Consider the following 17097-nt stretch of genomic DNA (forward strand, 5'->3'; position numbering starts at 1 on the left):
TGCTCCTGACCTGCCCGGCCGGTACCGCCACCGGTACCTGATCCTCGCGGTCTGCTGCATGAGCCTGTTCATCGTCTCGATGGACGCCACCGTGGTGAACGTCGCGCTGCCGTCGATCGGCCGCGAGCTCCACAGCACGATCTCCGGACTGCAGTGGACGATCGACGCCTACACGCTCGTGCTCGCGAGCCTGCTCATGCTGTCCGGCTCGACCGCCGACCGGATCGGGCGGCGCCGGACCTTCCAGATCGGGCTCGCGCTGTTCAGCGTCGGGTCGCTGCTCTGCTCGCTCGCACCCACGGTCGGGTGGCTCGTGGTGTTCCGCATGGTCCAGGCGGTCGGCGGATCGATGATGAACCCGGTGGCGATGTCGATCATCACGGCCACGTTCGACGACGCCAAGGAGCGTGCGCGGGCGGTCGGGGTGTGGGGCGCCGTCGTCGGGGTCTCGATGGGCGTCGGGCCGCTCGTCGGCGGAGCACTGACGGACACGGTCGGGTGGCGGGCGATCTTCTGGATCAACGTGCCGATCGGCATCGCCGCGATCGTCCTGACGTTCCTGTTCGTCCCGGAGTCCCGCGCCCCGCGTCCGCGTCGACTCGACCCGCTCGGGCAGGGGCTCGTCATCGTGCTCCTGGCGACGCTGGTGGGCGGACTCATCGAGGGCCCGCGGCTGGGGTGGACCTCGCCGGCGGCCCTCGGGCTCTTCGTCGTCGCGGCTGCTGCCCTGGTCGCACTCGTCGGGGTCGAACGGCGCACCGCCGAGCCCCTCATCGACGTCCGGTTCTTCCGGAGCATCCCGTTCTCGTCCGCGGTGCTGACCGCGATCGCCGCGTTCGGTGCGAACGGCGCGTTCCTCTTCCTGAACGCGCTCTACCTGCAGGAGGTCAGGGGCATGTCCCCGTTCGAGGCCGGACTGTGGACGCTGCCGGCGGCGGTCGCGACGATGCTCGCCTCGCCCCTGTCCGGCCGACTCGTGGGATCGGTGGGTACCCGTGTCCCGCTCGTGCTCGCCGGGATCGGCATCGGTGGCGCGGGTGTCGTGCTCACGACGATCGACGCGCACACCCCGATGTGGGTGCTCGTCTCCGCGTTCGTGCTCTTCGGACTCGGGTTCGGCATGGTGAACGCCCCGATCACGAACACCGCGGTTTCGGGCATGCCACGGGCGCAGTCGGGCTCCGCGGCCGCCGTCGCCTCGACGAGCCGCCAGACCGGGGTGTCGCTCGGTGTCGCCCTCGCGGGGACCGTCACCGGCGCGAGTGCGGTCGCCAGCGTCGGTGCGGGGTTCGCGGTCGCCACGCACGCGATGTGGTGGATCGTCGTCGGCATCGGTGCGGGCATCGTCGTCGTCGGGTTCGTGTCGTCGTCGGCTGCGGCGCGGCGGTCGGTGTCGGGCATCGCCCACCTGCTCGAGGGCTGAACCGCATCACTGCCGCGCGGCGACGATGTCCTGCGCGAGCGCCCGCACCGCTCGGTTCGGTTCTGGTGCCGTCCGCATCGCCAGACCCACCCGGAGCGGCTCGACCGGGTCCTCGAGCTCGAGGACCACGCCGTCGTGCGGGACCCCGGAGTCCGGCACCACGCCGACCCCGAGTCCGGCGGCCGCGAACCGGATGACCGCGGGCATGTCGTTCATCTCCGCGACGATGCGCCGCCGGATGCCGAGTCGCTCGAGCGCCTGGTCGAGAATGATCCGGTTGCCGAACCCGTGCGCCGTGTCGATGAACGACTCGTCGGCGAGTTCCGTCAGCGACACCGAGGTGCGTCCACTCCGTGCGAGCGGGTGGTCCGCGGCGACGAACACCCGGAACCGCATCTCGCGGAGGGGCTCGACGACGATGCCGGCGGGCACCGACGGCAGGCCGCAGTAGGCCAGGTCGAGCCGTCCAGCCACCAGGTCCTGCACGAGCCCGGTGGTCCCGGACGGGGACGTCATGAGCTCCACGGCGACGAGCGGGTGGCGCTGCCGGAACGGGCGGAGCACCCCGGTCAGGTCGACGATGTCCATGCTCGTGAAGATCCCGAGCCGGACCCGCCCGCGGAGTTCGGCGTCCGACGCGGCGGCGAGGTCGTGCATCCGGTCGAGCGAGTCGAGCACGGCCCTGGCGTGCGGGAGGAGGTCCTCGCCGGCCGTGGTGAGGACGAGCTGCCGGCCGGTGCGCTCGAACAACCGGACACCGAACGAGCGCTCGAGGCTCGCGATCCCCGCCGAGACGGTCGACTGCGCTGCCCAGAGCCGTTCCGCAGCGCGGGTGACGCTGCCCTCGGCGGCGACGGTGACGAATTGTTCGAGCAGTCGGGTCTCCATGCACCCCATCATCGACCAGATCGATGGAAACCATCAAGATGATCCGTTTGACCCGATGATGCGATGGCGGGAGCATCGGAGCATGACAACCGTCCTCGAAGAACCCTCCACCGGATCCGTCACCGCCCCTCCGGTGCCGCGCGGTCGGCGCGCGCACAGCCGTCGCCGTCACGGTGCGGGGCTCTGGGCCGTGGCGTTCGCGTTCCTCGCGGTGATGGCGTTCGCGACGGTCCCCGCGCCGCTGTACGTGATCTACCAGGCACGCGACGGCTTCCCCACGTTCACCACGACGATCATCTTCGCCGCGTACGGCCTCGGCGTCGTCGGGTCGCTGTACTTCGCCGGGCACCTGAGCGACGTCCTCGGGCGGAAGCCGCTCATCCTCGTGTCGATCGCCCTGGAGCTCGTCGCGGCGGTGCTGTTCCTCGTCTGGAACGACGTCAGCGGGCTGATCGTCGCGCGGCTCGTCACGGGCTTCGGCGTCGGGACGCTGACGGCGACGGCGACGGCGCACCTCGGGGAACTCCGGGTCCGCGCCACCGGCCGCGAGGCGTCCGCGAAGGGTGCCAGCGTCGCGGCCGGCGTCGTGAACCTCGGCGGTCTCTCCCTCGGCGCCCTCGTCGGCGGAGCGCTGGCGGAGTTCGTCGGACAGCCGCTGATGACGCCGTACATCGTGTTCGTCGTCGCGCTCGTGGTCGCCTTCGTGGCGGTGCTCGCCGCGCCGGAGACCGTCGGTCGTCCCGAGGAGCGTGTGCCCTACCGACCGCAGCGCGTGCAGGCCCCTGCGGGCAAGGGCGGCGCGTTCTGGACCGCGGGCATCGCGGCGTTCGCGGCCTTCGGGGTGCAGGGGCTCTTCACGTCGGTCGCGCCGTCGTTCCTCGGTTCGACGTTCCACGTGACCGACCGTCTGGCCGCAGGAGCCACGACCTTCGGGGTGTTCGCCGCGAGTTCCGTCTCCCAACTCGTGTTCGCCCGGCTCTCGCAGCGCGCCCAGATCCGGCTCGGTGTCGTCCTCCTCGTCGGCGGGCTCGTCGTGCTCGGTGTCGCGGCGGTCCTGCTGCAGGTCGCCGGGTTCATCGGCGGGGGCGTCGTCGCCGGCGCGGGGGTGGGGCTGCTCTTCCGGGCGGCGATCGCGAGCGCAGGTGCCCTGGTCGGCCCCGAGCAACGCGGCGGGGTGCTCGCGGCGACGTTCCTCGTCGCGTACGCCGGGCTGACGGTGCCCGTCGTGGCGGTCGGCGCGGCGCTCCTCGTGCTCCCGACGCTCCCCGTGCTCCTCGGGTACGTGGTGCTCGTCGCGGCGCTCGCCGCCGTCGCCGGGACGCGACTGGCCGTGCGCGCCTGACGCACCCCGAGCCTCCCGTCCGGAGCCCTGGTCCACCGGACGGGAGGCTCGCCCCACCTCCGGCATACTGGCCGCATGCCGTCGAGACGCAACCGTTCCGTCGTCACCGGTGTCGCCGCGGTCGTGGCCGCCGGTCTCGTGGCCGGTGGGCTCTTCCTCACCGCGCAGCAGGGTGCGGACGACCCGGTGCTCTCCGGGCCGACGACCGCGCCGACCGCCGTCGCGACGAGTGACGGCTCCGTCGTCATCGACCGGACCGGTCCGGACCTGCCGGGTGACTCCGTGCTCGCGTCCTGCGACCGGGACTCCCGCGCGACCGTCGCTCGCTACGACACGGCCGCGCTCGGCGACGTCGTGCTGCAGTGCGGGAACTCGAGTCAGGGGTACGAGCACATCCGCGTGCGGCACACCGCTGACTGGGAGGACGTCCTCGCGGGCCACGGCGACCGGGACTGGGACGACGCGATGCTCACCGCGGTGCAGACGGCGCTCACCAGCCCGCGGGACGGGTTCCCGGTCGACGCCGGCGACGGCAAGGTCTGCTACGCCGCTGCCGTCCGGTTCGACGACGGGACCGCGCCGAGTCCCGACGGCTTCGTGAAGGTCATCGTCTCCGCGACGACCGACCGCGTGATCACTGCGTACCCTACGAACGACGACGACTGCTGAGGGGTCGCGCCGCCCGATCCGTGCGCCCGTCCCGCGTGGTGCGCCCGCCCTTCCCGCGCGCCCGCGCCTGCCTCGTCCCGACTCCGTACGACAGCGTCGTTGTCGTACGACAGCGACATTGTCGTTCGTTGCGGGCGCGGGCAGTTGCGCGCGCGGGCAGTTGCGCGCGCGTGGGTGCGACAGCGTCGTTGTCGTACGACAGCGACGTTGTCGTTCCGAGTCGGCAACGGCGTCACAGCCCCGCCAGGACCCGCCCGCCAGGCCGGCCCGCCCCGCCAGGCCGACCCGCCCCGCCAGACCGACCCAGCCGCCCCGCCGCCCTACGCGTGCACGTCGTGCTCGTGCCGACGGTGCGACGCGGGCTCGAGCTGGAACGTGGAGTGCTCGACCGGCACGTCGAAGTGCTCCGCCACGCACTGCTGCAACTCGTCGAGGATCGCCGGGGCGTGCGCCGTCGTGAAGCAGTGGTCGTCCACCACCACGTGCGCCGTCAGGTTCGGCACCCCGGTCGCGACGAGTGTCGCGTGCAGGTCGTGCACCGCGATCACGTGGTCGAGCTCCAGCATGTGGCCGCGCACGTCCTCCAGGTCGAGCCCCGGCGGCGTGGCCTCGAGCAGCACGTTCGCGGTCTCCCGCAGCAACCGGATCGCCCGCGGCAGGATCAGCCCACCGATGACGAGCGCAGCGACCGAGTCCGCTCGCTCCCACCCCGTCAGCGCCAACACGACGGCCGCGGCGATGACCGCGACGGAGCCGAGCGTGTCGTTGAGGACCTCGAGCCGCGCGGCCCGTGACGTGAAGTTCTCGCCGGAGGCCCGCAGCAGCACGGCGTAGGCCACCAGGTTCCCGACGAGCCCGATCACCCCGAACACGAGCAACGGCCCGGAGTGGATCTCGGCGGGCACGAACAGTCGCTGGATCGCCGAGATGATCACGTACACGCCGACCGCGAGCAGGATCGCCGCCTGCGCGGTGGCACCGAGCACCTCGGCCCGCTGGAACCCCCAGGTGCGCTGTGCGGTCGGGGAGCGTCGGGCCAGCCGTGTCGCGACGAGTCCGATCCCGATGCCGCCGGTGTCGACGACCATGTGTCCGGCGTCGACGAGGAGCGCGAGGGACCCGGTCACGACGGCGCCGACGACCTCGGCCAGCAGGATCGTCGCGGAGATGCAGAACGCCACCCACAGGGCGCGCTCGCTCGCACCCCCGTGCGCGTGTCCGTGGTCGTGTCCCATGCACACGATCGTACGGATCCGCACCGACGACATGCCAGGATCGAGGCGTGACCCGGTCGCCCTACGAGCTGAGCACCACGCCCGACGTCGTCGAACGGCTGCACCCCCGTCTCCGGACGTACTTCGGGGCGATCCCACCGGGGCACGTGGGTCGCGGCGACGGCGTCTTCGACGTCGTCGGGACACCGCGCAGGTGGCTCTGGCCGGTGCTCGCGCTGTTCGCGCGCGACGCGGTGATGTTCCCGGTCTGGGAACGGCAGGTCCCCTTCACCGTCGAGAACCGGCCGGCACGCGTCGGCCGGGGCAGCAGCCGGGAGGCTCGTGTCGCGGTCCGCGCGCACCGCGCCTTCCACCTCCGCTCCGGAGACCGCACGATGGTGGACGCCATCGCCGCTGAACCGGAGGGCCTGGTCGACCACCTCGGTCGCCACGGGCGCGTCAGCGCCCGACTGCGCGTGGAGGTCGACGCCGACGGGCCGGACGCGGGTGCCCTGCGCCTGGTCTCCACTCGTGTGACGTTCCGTGCGCTCGGACGCGAGTGGAGCCTCCCGGCCCTGATCGCACCGCGTGTGACGCTCACGGAACGATTCGATGACGAAGCCGACCTGCAGCGCGTGTCCCTGGTGCTGACGGCGCCGATCGTCGGCACGCTGTACCGGTACGAGGGGGCGTTCCGGTACGTGATCGCGCCGGACGAGGAGACGGGGACGGGATGAACGACGACAGCACCGACGCGCGCACGGGCCGCGCGGTGATCGCGGGGGCGAGCGGCTTCGTGGGTAGGTACCTGCAGGACGCCTTCCGCGAGGAGGGCTACGACGTCGTCACGATCGGCCGGACGGGCGATGCCGTGTGGGGCAACACCCTTCGCATCCGCGAGCTCGTGGACGGTGCCGCGATCGTCGTGAACATGGCCGGCAAGAGCGTCAACTGCCGCTACGGACGCCGGAACCGCGCCGAGATCGTCGGTTCCCGGGTGGACACCACGCTCGAACTCGCCGAGGCGATCCGCACGTCGGAGCACCCGCCGCCGCTGTGGGTGAACGCCTCGACCGCGACGATCTACCGGCACGCCGACGACCGGCCGCAGGACGAGGCGACGGGGGAGCTCGGCGAGGGCTTCTCGGTCGGGGTCGCCCGCGCGTGGGAGGACGCCTTCTTCGGGACGGACCTGCCAGGTACCCGCCGTGTGGCGCTCCGCATGGCGATCGTCCTCGGTGACGGCAGCGCCCTGGTCCCGCTGATCCGGCTCGCGCAGGCCGGCCTCGGCGGCCCGCAGTACGACGGCGCCTGGTTCCCGACGCCGGCGCGCCTGGCCGCGGGCACCTACCACCACGACCGGCACACCCGGGGCCGGCAGCGGTTCAGCTGGGTGCACATCGCGGACGTCCTCGGCTCCGTCCGGTTCATCCGCGACCACGACGACATCGACGGCGTCGTGAACGTCACGAGCCCGAACCCGTCGGACAACCGCACGGTGATGGCGACGATCCGGGACGCCGTCGGGCGACGGTTCGGCCTGCCGACCTGGCGGTGGATGCTCGAGATCGGGTCGTTCGCGATCCCGACCGAGACCGAGCTCGTGCTGAAGAGCCGGTGGGTCGTCCCGACACGTCTGGTCGAGGCGGGCTACGAGTTCCGGTACCCGCTCCTCCGCGGCGCCCTCGCGAACATCATCGCCGAGCGTCGACAGCACCGGGGCTGAGCACCGGCAACGCCACCGGAGCCGTGGCACGCGGCGGTCTGGACGCCCACAGCACGCCACCGACGACGACCGCGCCCGCCAGCACCTCGACCAGGTCGGGCACCTCGCCGAAGGCCGCCCACGATGCGAGTACCCCGACGACGGGGACGAGCATCGAGAACGGTGCGACGGTACTCGACGGGTACGTCGCCAGCAGTCGCGACCAGATGCCGTACCCGACGAGCGTCGCCACGAGCACGATGTAGAGCAGTCCGAGGTCTGCGGGCAGTGCTGTCGGCGTGAAGGCCGTTCCGAGCGCGTGACCGATGCGCGCCGGCCCCTCGACCGTCAGCGACAGCACGGCCATCGGGATCGGCGGCACGACCGACCACCAGAGCGTCAGGTGCAGCGGGTTCGCGGCCCCCGCCCGGCGTGTCGCGACGTTGCCGATCGCCCACCCCATCGCACCGCACAGCGCGAGCACGACGGGCAGCAGCGCCGCCGTCTGCGACCGGTGCACGGCGATGGCGGCGAGTGCGCACACGGCGATCGTCACGCCGGCGACCTGCCGACCGGTGAGTCGCTCGCGGAGGAACACCCCGGCGAGCACGACCGTGAACGGCGCAGAGGCCTGCAGCACGAGCGACGCGAGCCCCGACGGCATGCCCGACGCCATGCTGAGGTACAGGAAGGCGAACTGCAGGACCCCGAGCCCGAAGCCGACCAGCAGCAGCCGTCCGAAGGGGATCCGCGGCCGTGGGACGAACAGCAGCGTCGGGATCGCCAGCAGCGTGAACCGCATCGCGGCGAGCAGGAACGGCGGGAAGTGCTCCAGGGCGAGCGCCGTCGCGGGGAAGTTCAGTCCCCAGACGACGGCGACGACGAGGGCGAGAAGACGGTCACGAACGAGCACACCACGATGGTGGCGCGGCGAACGCGGTAGCACCAGCGAACGTTTCTGCACCGACGTTGTAGGGTCACTGCATGTTCGATGTCACGCTGTTGCCGGTGCTCCGCGAGCTCGCCGAACGCGGCTCGGTGACCGCGGTCGCGACGGCCACCCACCGCACGCCGAGCGCGGTCTCGCAGCAGCTCCAGACGCTGCAGCGCCAGGTCGGCGTTCCGCTCGTCGAACGTATCGGCCGCGGCGTCCGGCTCACCGAGCACGGCCGGGTGCTCGCCGGACTCGCGAACGGCGTCGCCACCGCGATCGCGACCGTCGATGCGGCCTGGCAGGAACACCTCGGCGGCGGATCGGGGACCGTCGACCTGGCGATCTTCCCGTCGGCGGCCGAGCTGCTGCTGCCGGGGCTCCTGACCCGGATGCGCGCCCACCCCGGCATCCGGCTGACCCTGTCGGACGTGGACGTCAGCGAGGGGGAGTTCGCCCCGCTCACCGCCGACCACGACGTCGTCGTCGGTCACCGGCCCGACGGTGCCGCTCCCGCCGGCCGGGCGGCGCTCGAGACCGTACCGCTGCTCCGGGAACCGCTCGACGTCGCGTTGCCGCCCGGACACCCGCTGTCGGGCCACGATCGCGTGCACATCGACGAGGTCGTCGACGAGACCTGGATCGGCGTGCCGGAGGACTACCCGATCGACCGGGTGCTCACCGCGATGGCGGCGGCCACGGACACCCCGCCGGAGGTCGCGTTCCGCACGATCCACCTGCCCGTGATCGAGAACCTGGTGGCAGCGGGACACGGCATCGCGCTCGTCCCGCGCTACACCTCCGGTACGCGAGCGCCTGGGCGCTTCCACCTGGCGGAGCTGGCGGACGTCCGCGCCGGCCGCCGGATCGAGGCGCTGGTCCGGCAGGACCGTGCAGTCCGTCCCGTGGTCCGAACCGTCCTGGAGGCACTGGTCGCCACCGCCCTGGACGTCACCACCTGAGATGGTGCGGTTCCCACCGGCCTGCCCGAGCCTCCCGTCAGCCAGATCGCACCACGAGGCGGACTCGCGCGTCGGGGGTCGAATCGCGCGTAGGGGGTCGAATCGCGCGTAGGCGGTCGGTTCTTCCGACCACCCACGCGCGATCCGACATCCCATCGCGGACGTTGTGGGACGGACCGTCAGCGGACCTGGAAGGGTGTTCCGAGCGGCAGGAGCTTCGCCAGCGCGGTGATGTCGGCGTTGTGCATGCGGACGCACCCGTGCGAGGCGCCCGACCCGATGCTCGACGAGTCGTTGGTGCCGTGCAGCCCGATCTGACCGGGGCCGCCGCCGAAGGAGTTGAGGACGTCCGAGAACGCCGTCGTGCCGTACGCGTACGGCCCGTACCCGTCGTTCGTCGGCGCGAGGAGCTCCGTGAGCGCGAACCGCCCGGTGGGGGTCGGTGTGCCGCCGGTGCCGGTCGCGACCGGGTAGCTGTGCAGGACCGAGCCGTCCTTGTACAGGTCGAGCGTGTTCGTCGCCTCGGTGACGACGATCGCGTACGGCGTGCTGGACAGCGTCACGGCGCTCGTCGGCACCCAGCCCGTGCTGCCGTTCGGGCGCTGCGCGAGCTGCACCTGCGCCCAGCCGTCCCGCTGGTCCACCACCCGGAGGACGAGCGGAGCACCGGACTTCTGAGGGTTGGACAGGTGCTCCGTCACGGCGCCGGCCGGCTCGGCGCTCACCGGGACCGAGTCACCCGTGGCCGCGGCGACCGTGGTCGTCGCCGGGGCGTCGATCGCGTCCTGCGGGGCCGGTGAACCGGAGGCGCGCGGAGTGGGCGTCGCACTGGGCGTCGCCACGACCGCGCTGTGGGACGGCGTCGGGGTCCCGGTGGACATCGTGCTGGTCACGACGATGGCGACGGCACCCGCACACACGACGGCCACGGCGGCGGCGACCAGGGTCGCGCGCCGCCGTGGCTCGGTCGGGATGAACCGCAAGGTCAGCCGGTGAAGGTCGCCCGACCCGAGACCGGGGTCGCGACGGGTGCCACGGCCGGGTCGGCGGTCACGGTGATCGCGACCGAGGCGGTCTGCGCCGAGGAGGTCCCGACGAACACCAGCGTCCAGGCACCGGCGGTCGCGCCGGCCGGCAGGACGACGGTACCGGTGATGTTGCCGTCGGCGTCCGCGGTCAGCGTTCCCGGCAGCTCGGTGCCGGACTGGCCCTGGGCGAGGGCGACACCGACGGTCTCGCCCGGTGCGAAGCCGGACCCCGTCACGGGGAAGCCGGTGCTGGTGGCCTGGCTGACGGTCAGCGACAGCGAGGTGCTCGACACCGCTGCGGTGGGCTGCGGGGTGAAGTACGTCGTGCTGTCGTCGATCACCAGGTCGGCGATGCCGGAGTCGGCGGGGACGGCGGCGCGCGCGGCGAACGTGCTCGCGGCCGATGCCTGCGGCAGGAGCTTCTCGACACCCTGTTCCGGTGCAGCCGAACGCGCGGCCGGGGTGTTGGTCGGCGCCGTGGTCTCGCTCGGAGCGGGCGTCTCGGTCGGTGCGGGCGTCTCGGTCGGGGCCGGCGTGGGCTCGTCGGTCGCGGGCGGCGTCGCGGCCGCGCCGTTCAGGACGACGGCGTACCCGAAGACGACGTCACCATCGGCCTGCAGCTGTGTCGCGAGCTCGTCGGTCGACTCCCCGCCGGCCCAGACGGTGTCGGCGCCCTGCAGGCCACCCGTCGTGTAGACGGTCTCCTCGACGAGGGTCGGTGAGCTCGCCTTCGCGACGAGGAGGCCGACCTCGGTGTCGCCACCGGCGTTCGCGGCCGCGTCGTCGATGAGTCCGGCGAGTGCGTTCGGGGCGACCGTGGACTGCAGCGGGTGCAGCAGCAGCACCGCGGAGCCGTCCTTCGCCGTGACGCCGTCGGCGCCGAACGAAGCAACCTGGTCCAGGGAGGTCGCGTAGTCGCTCCCGCCCTGCTGGATGCCCAACCAGGACCAGCCGGCCGGGATCGCCGGCGTGGAGGAGTCGGTGTCGATGGCGGTGAAGTCGGCGGCACTGTCGGCCCACGTGACCACGGAGGTGGCCGGCGCGACGGAGTCGTCCGCTGCGTTGGAGACGGTGGGGACGAGTGCGGCGGTGACGCCGAGCACGGTGGCGCCGACGGCGGCCGCGGCGATTCGGGAGCGAAGCACGGTGTGGAGTTCCATCCGGTCGTGAGGGACGCAGGGTGCATCTCCTGCGACGCCCCCCGGCCTGAGTTGTACTCAGCTCGTCGAACCTAGCAGGAACCTGGGGATCGGTGGGAATCCCTGTCGGAAAACGCAGCACACCCGGCAGGACGGCCTGCCGGGTGTGCGTTCGACGTGCGGGTGTGCGGGCGCTCAGACCTCGAGGTGGTCGACGAGCTCGTCCGCGAGACCGGTGTAGGTCGCCGGAGTGAGGTTCGTCAGCCGGGCCTTCGCGCCGTCCGAGATGTCGAGTCCGTTCACGAACGCGATCAGGTCCTGCTGGCCGATGCGCTTGCCGCGGGTCAGCTCCTTGAGCATCGCGTAGGGGTCCTCGATGTCGGACTGCCCGGCGGTGACCTCGGCGCGGATGACCGTCTGGATGGCCTCGCCGAGCACCTCCCAGTTGCCGTCGAGGTCCTCGGCCAGGCGCTGCTCGTTCACGGCGATCTCGCCGAGCCCGCGACGGAGGTTGTCGAGCGCGAGCAGCGAGTGCCCGACCGCGACACCGACGTTGCGCTGCGTGGTGGAGTCCGTCAGGTCGCGCTGCAGGCGGCTCGTGACGAGGGTCTCCGACAGGGTCGAGAAGAGCGCCGACGAGATCTCGAGGTTCGCCTCCGCGTTCTCGAAGCGGATCGGGTTGATCTTGTGCGGCATCGTCGACGAGCCCGTGGCACCGGCGACGGGGATCTGCGTGAAGTACCCCATCGAGATGTAGGTCCACACGTCGGTCGCCAGGTTGTGCAGGATCCGGTTCGCGTGACGGATCCGGTCGTAGAGCTCCGCCTGCCAGTCGTGCGACTCGATCTGCGTGGTGAGCGGGTTCCACGTCAGGCCGAGGCCCTCGACGAACTCGCGGCTGAGCGCGGGCCAGTCCGCCTCGGGATCCGCGGCGAGGTGGGCCGAGAACGTGCCGGTGGCGCCGGAGAACTTGCCGAGGTACTCGCCGCCCTCGATCTGGGCGAGGACGCGCTCCAGGCGGTACACGACCACCGCGAGCTCCTTGCCGAGCGTCGTCGGGGTCGCGGGCTGCCCGTGCGTGTGGGAGAGCATCGGGACGGCGCGGAGCTCCGTGGCGATCTCGGTCAGACGGGCGACGACGGCCTTGAACGCGGGCAGCCAGACCTGTTCGACGGCGTCCTTGATCGTCAGCGCGTAGGAGAGGTTGTTGATGTCCTCGCTCGTGCAGGCGAAGTGCGTCAGCTCCGCGATGGCGTCGAGGCCGAGGTCGGAGAGTCGACGGCGCACGAAGTACTCGACCGCCTTGACATCGTGCCGGGTCGTCGCCTCGATCTCCGCGAGCTCGGCGATCTGCGCCTGGCCGAAGTCGGTGACGACGGCGCGGAGGGCGGCCTTGTCGTCGACGGACAGCGGCGACGTGGTGAACATCGCGTGGTCGGTGAGGAAGACGAGCCACTCCACCTCGACGGTGATGCGGGCACGGTTCAGGCCGGCCTCGGAGAGGTGCTCGCCCACCGTGTGCACGACCGGGTAGTACCGCCCGTCGAGGGGGCTGATCGGCTGCGGGGGAAGGGGGGTCATGGTGCTCCCTGGCGGACGGCCGGTTCGATCTGGTGGAAGAGTGCTCGGCAGGCCCGTTCGACCGTGCTGAGGACCCGGTCGAACTCGTGCCGGTCCGCGTAGTACGGATCCGGAACGTCGGCCTGCTCGGGCCAGGCGTCGTCGTACCGCAGCAACAGCGTCACCTTCGCGGCGTCGTCCATCGTGGGTGCCCATGAGCGCAGGATGCGTTCGTGGGAGCGGTCGAGTGCGACCACCAGGTCGAGTTCCGGGAACCGGTCCGGGTCGAACTGACGGGCGCGATGCCTGCTGCCATCGTATCCGCGCGCCGCGAGTGCTGCGATCGTGCGCTCGTCGGCGGGTTCACCCACGTGCCAGTCACCCGTGCCGGCCGACTCGACCTGGAACTGCTCGGTCAGACCGGCGTCCTCGACGATCTTCGCGAAGACGATCTCGGCCATCGGCGACCGGCAGATGTTCCCGCTGCAGACGAACGACACCCGGAACGACGGTCCGGTCACGCGCGCTGACGGTTGAGGACCGGGCGGGCGAAGAGCCCGATCAGCCATGCGAAGACGGCGAGCACGAGGGCGCCGACGACACCCCAGCCGAACGACTCGACTTGCAGGCCGAAGCCGATCGCGGACGAGATCCCGGCGACGATGAGCAGCAGGATGGCGTTCACGACGAGGGAGATGAGACCGAGGGTCAGGATGTAGATCGGGAACGCCACGATCCGGATGAGCGTGCCGATCACCGCGTTGACGAGTCCGAAGACGAACGCGACGAGCAGGTAGGTGAGGACGGTCGCGATCGCGCCGCCGTCCCCGAAGGCGATGACGGAGACACCGCTGACGATGAGCGTGGTGAGCCACAGCGCGACGGCGTTGATGACGAGGCGGACGAGGAATCGCATGCACCCATGATGCCCGGGACCGGCCGGTTACGCTTGCAAGGTGACTGTGCACATCCGCCCCGAGATCGCATCGCTGCCCGCCTACAAGCAGGGCCGACAGGCCGCGGCGGACGCGTTCAAGCTCTCCAGCAACGAGAACCCGTTCCCGCCGCTGCCCGGCGTGATCGAGGCGGTGCAGGCGCAGACGGCGTACAACCGCTACCCGGACGCCTCGGCGCTCGCGCTGCGGGCCGAGCTCGCGAACCGTTTCGGGACCACCGTCGACGAGGTCCACATCGCCCCTGGCAGCGTCGCGATCCTGCACGAGCTCGCCAAGGCCACGTCCGGCCCCGGTGACGAGATCGTCTACGCGTGGCGCTCCTTCGAGGCGTACCCGGGCGTCGTCACGGTCGCCGGTGCGACGAGCGTGCAAGTCCCGAACCGCGCAGACGGCGGGCACGACCTCGACGCCATGGCGGCCGCGGTGACCGATCGCACCCGCATGGTGATCGTCTGCACGCCCAACAACCCGACCGGGCCGATCGTGACCGCGGCCGAGTTCCAGGCGTTCATGGGCGCGGTTCCGGAGTCCGTGCTGGTCGTCCTGGACGAGGCCTACGCCGAGTTCGTCACCCATCCCGACGCCGTGCACGGTGTCCCGCTGCTGGAGCGCCACCCGAACCTCGTCGTGCTCCGCACCTTCTCGAAGGCGTACGGCCTCGCCGGCCTCCGCGTCGGGTACGCGCTCGGACCGGCATACGTCCTCGACGCCGTCCGCGCGTGTGCCATCCCGCTCAGCGTGACGGCGCAGGGCCAGGCGGCAGCGCTCGCGAGCCTGGAGCGCGAGGACGAGCTCCTGGCGCGCGTCGCCGAGCTGGCCGAGCGCCGGGACACCATCGTCACGGAGCTGCGCGCCCAGGGCTGGGACGTCCCGGACGCCCAGGGCAACTTCGTGTGGCTCGCGACGGGGGAGCGAACGGGGGGCGCCGCCGAGCGGTTCGAGCAGGCCGGGATCATCGTCCGGGCGTTCGCCGACGAAGGCGTCCGCATCTCGATCGGCGAGCACGAGGCTGTCGACAAGCTCCTCGAAACGGCGCGTTCGCTTGTCGGGGGACTCACAACGGCGCCAGGAACCCGGACGCTACGCTGACCCGCATGTCCTTCCACGCCGCGGCTCCCGCGACGACCACCATCCGGCTCCTCGACTCAGAGGGCCGGTTCGTGGAGACCGACGAGAACGCCGAGTACGCCGCCGCCGCGCGGGCGATCCCGGACGAGACCCTGCTGGCCATGCACCGTCGCATGGTCATCACCCGTCGGTTCGACCACGCCGCCCACAACCTCCAGCGCACGGGCCAGCTCGGCCTGTGGGTGCCGAGCCACGGACAGGAAGCGGCGCAGGTCGGCTCGGTGTTCGCGCTCCGCCCGCAGGACCACGTGTTCCCGTCGTACCGCGAGCACGCCGTCACGATGACCCGTGGTGTCGAGCCGATGGAGATCATCAGCCTGTACCGCGGGCTGACCCACGGCGGCTGGGACCCGGACGAGCGCGGCAACACCCACATCTCGACGCTCGTGATCGGCTCGCAGACCCTGCACGCGACCGGCTACGCGATGGGCATGCGGCTCGACGGCGACGTCGGCACGGGCGACCCGGACCGCGACGCCTGCTCGATCGTGTACTTCGGCGACGGCGCCACCAGCCAGGGCGACGTGAACGAGGCGTACGTCTTCGCCGCGTCCTACAAGGCACCGGTCGTCTTCTTCCTGCAGAACAACCACTGGGCGATCTCGGTCCCGGTGTCGGTGCAGTCGCCGACACCGCTGGTCGACCGGCCCCGCGGCTTCGGCATCCCTGCGATCAAGGTCGACGGCAACGACATCCTGGCGTCCTACACGGCGAGCGTGGTCGCGACCGACCACGCCAGGAGCGGACAGGGCCCAGCGTTCGTCGAGGCCGAGACGTACCGCATCGGTGCGCACACCAGCTCCGACGACCCGACCCGCTACCGCGGCGACGACGAGCTCGCGAGCTGGGTCGAGCGCGACCCGATCGTCCGGTCAGAGGGCTACCTCCGCAGCCGTGGCGTCACCGACGCCCAGCTCGCCGAGTTCGACGCGGAGGGCGAAGCCGTCGCTGCCGACATCCGCACGCGCACCCCGCAGCTCGTCGCGCCGCCGATGCAGGTGATGTTCGACCACGTCTACCGCGAGCCCCACCCCAGGATCGACGAGCAGCGCGGGTGGCTCGAAGCGTACGAAGCCGACCAGGACGGAGCATCGCACGCATGAGCACCACCGAGCAGCTCTTCGACTACACGCTGCGCTCGCACCCGGGCGCCGGCGAGGTCCCGACCGACCCGACCCCGACGCTCCCGATGGCCAAGGCGCTCAACGCCGGACTGGCCGCCGCGATGCAGGCGGACGACAAGGTCCTGCTGATGGGCGAGGACATCGGCCGCCTCGGCGGTGTCTTCCGCATCACCGAGGGCCTGCAGGAACGCTTCGGCGACACCCGCGTGATGGACACCCCGCTCGCGGAGTCCGGCATCATCGGCACCGCGATCGGCCTGGCGCTCCGCGGCTACCGGCCCGTCATCGAGATCCAGTTCGACGGGTTCGTCTGGCCCGGCTTCGACCAGATCACGTCGCAGCTCGCGAAGATGGCGAACCGTCTCCCCGAGCACATGTCGCTGCCGATCGTCATCCGCATCCCCTACGGCGGGCACATCGGCGCAGTGGAGCACCACCAGGAGTCCCCGGAGACGTACTTCGCGCACACCCCCGGCCTGCGCGTGGTGAGCCCGAGCACCCCGAACGACGCCTACTGGATGATCCAGGAGGCGATCGCGTCGAAGGACCCCGTGATCTTCATGGAGCCCAAGTCGCGGTACTGGCCGAAGGGGCAGGTCGACCTGGTCGACGGGCACGTGCCCATGCACACCACCCGCGTCGCCCGCACCGGCACCGAGGTCACGCTCGTGGGCCACGGTGCCATGGTCGCGACGCTCATGCAGGCCGCGGACATCGCCGAGGGCGAAGGGACGAGCTGCGAGGTCGTCGACCTCCGCTCGATCTCGCCGATCGACTGGGAGCCGCTGCTGGCATCGGTCCGCAAGACCGGCCGGCTCGTCATCGCGCAGGAAGCCTCCGGCTTCGTGAGCGTGGGCAGCGAGATCGCCGCGACGGTCGCCGAGCGGACCTTCTACACGCTGCAGGCACCACCGCTCCGGGTGTCCGGGTTCGACATCCCGTTCCCGGTCTCGAAGCTCGAACACTTGCACCTGCCGGACGCCGACCGCGTCCTCGAGGCCGTCGACCGCGCCCTCGCCTACTGACCC

The 17097-nt window shown here is 71.5% G+C and carries 18 protein-coding genes; 10 read left to right on the forward strand and 8 right to left on the reverse strand.

Features of this window, described 5'->3' with window-relative positions; translation table 11 throughout:
• The first annotated feature begins 40 nt into the window (after positions 1–40).
• Positions 41–1423 (forward strand): MFS transporter, encoded by a 1383-nt coding sequence (locus AAEP80_RS05350; RefSeq protein WP_420366846.1) that lies wholly within the window; start codon positions 41–43, stop codon positions 1421–1423.
• A 6-nt stretch (positions 1424–1429) separates the two neighbouring features.
• Here AAEP80_RS05350 and AAEP80_RS05355 read toward each other — a convergent pair whose 3' ends face one another.
• Positions 1430–2311, reverse strand: a complete 882-nt coding sequence (locus AAEP80_RS05355) for a LysR family transcriptional regulator (protein ID WP_420366251.1) — start codon at positions 2309–2311, stop codon at positions 1430–1432.
• An 82-nt stretch (positions 2312–2393) separates the two neighbouring features.
• Between AAEP80_RS05355 and AAEP80_RS05360 the strand changes: the two genes are divergently transcribed.
• Both AAEP80_RS05360 and AAEP80_RS05365 read left to right on the forward strand, forming a co-directional pair.
• Entirely contained in the window at positions 2394–3653 is a 1260-nt protein-coding gene (locus AAEP80_RS05360; protein WP_420366252.1) for an MFS transporter, read from the forward strand.
• 75 nt (positions 3654–3728) lie between these two features.
• Positions 3729–4322, forward strand: a complete 594-nt coding sequence (locus AAEP80_RS05365; RefSeq protein WP_420366253.1) for a hypothetical protein — start codon at positions 3729–3731, stop codon at positions 4320–4322.
• 320 nt (positions 4323–4642) lie between these two features.
• Here AAEP80_RS05365 and AAEP80_RS05370 read toward each other — a convergent pair whose 3' ends face one another.
• Positions 4643–5557 (reverse strand): cation diffusion facilitator family transporter, encoded by a 915-nt coding sequence (locus AAEP80_RS05370; RefSeq protein ID WP_420366254.1) that lies wholly within the window; start codon positions 5555–5557, stop codon positions 4643–4645.
• A gap of 47 nt (positions 5558–5604) precedes the next feature.
• Between AAEP80_RS05370 and AAEP80_RS05375 the strand changes: the two genes are divergently transcribed.
• Positions 5605–6273 carry a DUF4166 domain-containing protein gene (locus tag AAEP80_RS05375; RefSeq protein WP_420366255.1) on the forward strand — a complete coding sequence of 223 codons (669 nt, stop codon included), beginning with the start codon at positions 5605–5607 and terminating at the stop codon, positions 6271–6273.
• Positions 6270–7262 carry an epimerase gene (locus tag AAEP80_RS05380; RefSeq protein WP_420366256.1) on the forward strand — a complete coding sequence of 331 codons (993 nt, stop codon included), beginning with the start codon at positions 6270–6272 and terminating at the stop codon, positions 7260–7262. Before AAEP80_RS05375 ends, AAEP80_RS05380 begins: the two co-directional genes overlap by 4 nt.
• Here AAEP80_RS05380 and AAEP80_RS05385 read toward each other — a convergent pair.
• Positions 7231–8154 (reverse strand): EamA family transporter, encoded by a 924-nt coding sequence (locus tag AAEP80_RS05385; protein ID WP_420366257.1) that lies wholly within the window; start codon positions 8152–8154, stop codon positions 7231–7233. The genes AAEP80_RS05380 and AAEP80_RS05385 overlap by 32 nt on opposite strands.
• Positions 8155–8225: 71 nt before the next feature.
• Between AAEP80_RS05385 and AAEP80_RS05390 the strand changes: the two genes are divergently transcribed.
• Positions 8226–9134 (forward strand): LysR family transcriptional regulator, encoded by a 909-nt coding sequence (locus AAEP80_RS05390; protein WP_420366258.1) that lies wholly within the window; start codon positions 8226–8228, stop codon positions 9132–9134.
• Between the two features lie 179 nt (positions 9135–9313).
• Here AAEP80_RS05390 and AAEP80_RS05395 read toward each other — a convergent pair whose 3' ends face one another.
• Positions 9314–9976, reverse strand: coding sequence for a L,D-transpeptidase family protein (locus AAEP80_RS05395; RefSeq protein WP_420366259.1), 663 nt, complete (start codon positions 9974–9976; stop codon positions 9314–9316).
• Here AAEP80_RS05395 and AAEP80_RS05400 point away from each other — a divergent pair.
• Positions 9951–10130: a hypothetical protein gene (locus tag AAEP80_RS05400; protein ID WP_420366260.1), complete on the forward strand. Its 180-nt coding sequence runs from the start codon at positions 9951–9953 to the stop codon at positions 10128–10130. The two genes, AAEP80_RS05395 and AAEP80_RS05400, sit on opposite strands and share 26 nt — an antisense overlap.
• Here AAEP80_RS05400 and AAEP80_RS05405 read toward each other — a convergent pair.
• The 4 genes from AAEP80_RS05405 to AAEP80_RS05420 form a co-directional block, all read right to left on the reverse strand.
• Positions 10120–11307: a hypothetical protein gene (locus AAEP80_RS05405; protein ID WP_420366261.1), complete on the reverse strand. Its 1188-nt coding sequence runs from the start codon at positions 11305–11307 to the stop codon at positions 10120–10122. The genes AAEP80_RS05400 and AAEP80_RS05405 overlap by 11 nt on opposite strands.
• A 189-nt stretch (positions 11308–11496) precedes the next feature.
• Positions 11497–12882: an adenylosuccinate lyase gene (purB, locus tag AAEP80_RS05410; RefSeq protein WP_281266687.1), complete on the reverse strand. Its 1386-nt coding sequence runs from the start codon at positions 12880–12882 to the stop codon at positions 11497–11499.
• The gene (locus AAEP80_RS05415) at positions 12879–13322 is read right to left on the reverse strand and encodes a low molecular weight protein-tyrosine-phosphatase (protein WP_402728317.1); all 444 of its coding nucleotides are present in this window, start codon (positions 13320–13322) and stop codon (positions 12879–12881) included. The genes purB and AAEP80_RS05415 overlap by 4 nt, the downstream gene beginning before the upstream one ends.
• A gap of 56 nt (positions 13323–13378) precedes the next feature.
• Positions 13379–13777: a phage holin family protein gene (locus tag AAEP80_RS05420; RefSeq protein WP_420366262.1), complete on the reverse strand. Its 399-nt coding sequence runs from the start codon at positions 13775–13777 to the stop codon at positions 13379–13381.
• 46 nt (positions 13778–13823) lie between these two features.
• Here AAEP80_RS05420 and AAEP80_RS05425 point away from each other — a divergent pair, with 46 nt between their 5' ends.
• The 3 genes from AAEP80_RS05425 to AAEP80_RS05435 all read left to right on the forward strand — a co-directional run bounded on the left by AAEP80_RS05425 (position 13824) and on the right by AAEP80_RS05435 (position 17094).
• Entirely contained in the window at positions 13824–14906 is a 1083-nt protein-coding gene (locus tag AAEP80_RS05425) for a histidinol-phosphate transaminase (protein WP_420366847.1), read from the forward strand.
• A 5-nt stretch (positions 14907–14911) separates the two neighbouring features.
• The gene (locus tag AAEP80_RS05430) at positions 14912–16048 is read left to right on the forward strand and encodes a thiamine pyrophosphate-dependent enzyme (protein ID WP_420366263.1); all 1137 of its coding nucleotides are present in this window, start codon (positions 14912–14914) and stop codon (positions 16046–16048) included.
• An 86-nt stretch (positions 16049–16134) separates the two neighbouring features.
• On the forward strand, positions 16135–17094 hold the full coding sequence (locus tag AAEP80_RS05435; protein WP_281267659.1) for an alpha-ketoacid dehydrogenase subunit beta: 960 nt from the start codon (positions 16135–16137) through the stop codon (positions 17092–17094).
• The last annotated feature ends 3 nt before the right edge of the window (positions 17095–17097 follow it).

The organism is Curtobacterium sp. L3-7, from assembly GCF_048756585.1.
Classification (GTDB): domain Bacteria; phylum Actinomycetota; class Actinomycetes; order Actinomycetales; family Microbacteriaceae; genus Curtobacterium.

What these genes read in the sequence shown, in the direction of transcription:
- AAEP80_RS05365 (WP_420366253.1), top strand. Translation starts at nt 3,729, where the DNA reads ATGCCGTCGAGACGCAACCGTTCCGTCGTCACCGGTGTCGCCGCGGTC.
- AAEP80_RS05390 (WP_420366258.1), top strand. Translation starts at nt 8,226, where the DNA reads ATGTTCGATGTCACGCTGTTGCCGGTGCTCCGCGAGCTCGCCGAACGC.
- AAEP80_RS05430 (WP_420366263.1), top strand. Translation starts at nt 14,912, where the DNA reads ATGTCCTTCCACGCCGCGGCTCCCGCGACGACCACCATCCGGCTCCTC.
- AAEP80_RS05370 (WP_420366254.1), bottom strand. Translation starts at nt 5,557, where the DNA reads ATGGGACACGACCACGGACACGCGCACGGGGGTGCGAGCGAGCGCGCC.
- AAEP80_RS05360 (WP_420366252.1), top strand. Translation starts at nt 2,394, where the DNA reads ATGACAACCGTCCTCGAAGAACCCTCCACCGGATCCGTCACCGCCCCT.
- AAEP80_RS05380 (WP_420366256.1), top strand. Translation starts at nt 6,270, where the DNA reads ATGAACGACGACAGCACCGACGCGCGCACGGGCCGCGCGGTGATCGCG.
- AAEP80_RS05420 (WP_420366262.1), bottom strand. Translation starts at nt 13,777, where the DNA reads ATGCGATTCCTCGTCCGCCTCGTCATCAACGCCGTCGCGCTGTGGCTC.
- AAEP80_RS05435 (WP_281267659.1), top strand. Translation starts at nt 16,135, where the DNA reads ATGGCCAAGGCGCTCAACGCCGGACTGGCCGCCGCGATGCAGGCGGAC.
- purB (WP_281266687.1), bottom strand. Translation starts at nt 12,882, where the DNA reads ATGACCCCCCTTCCCCCGCAGCCGATCAGCCCCCTCGACGGGCGGTAC.
- AAEP80_RS05415 (WP_402728317.1), bottom strand. Translation starts at nt 13,322, where the DNA reads ATGGCCGAGATCGTCTTCGCGAAGATCGTCGAGGACGCCGGTCTGACC.
- AAEP80_RS05355 (WP_420366251.1), bottom strand. Translation starts at nt 2,311, where the DNA reads ATGGAGACCCGACTGCTCGAACAATTCGTCACCGTCGCCGCCGAGGGC.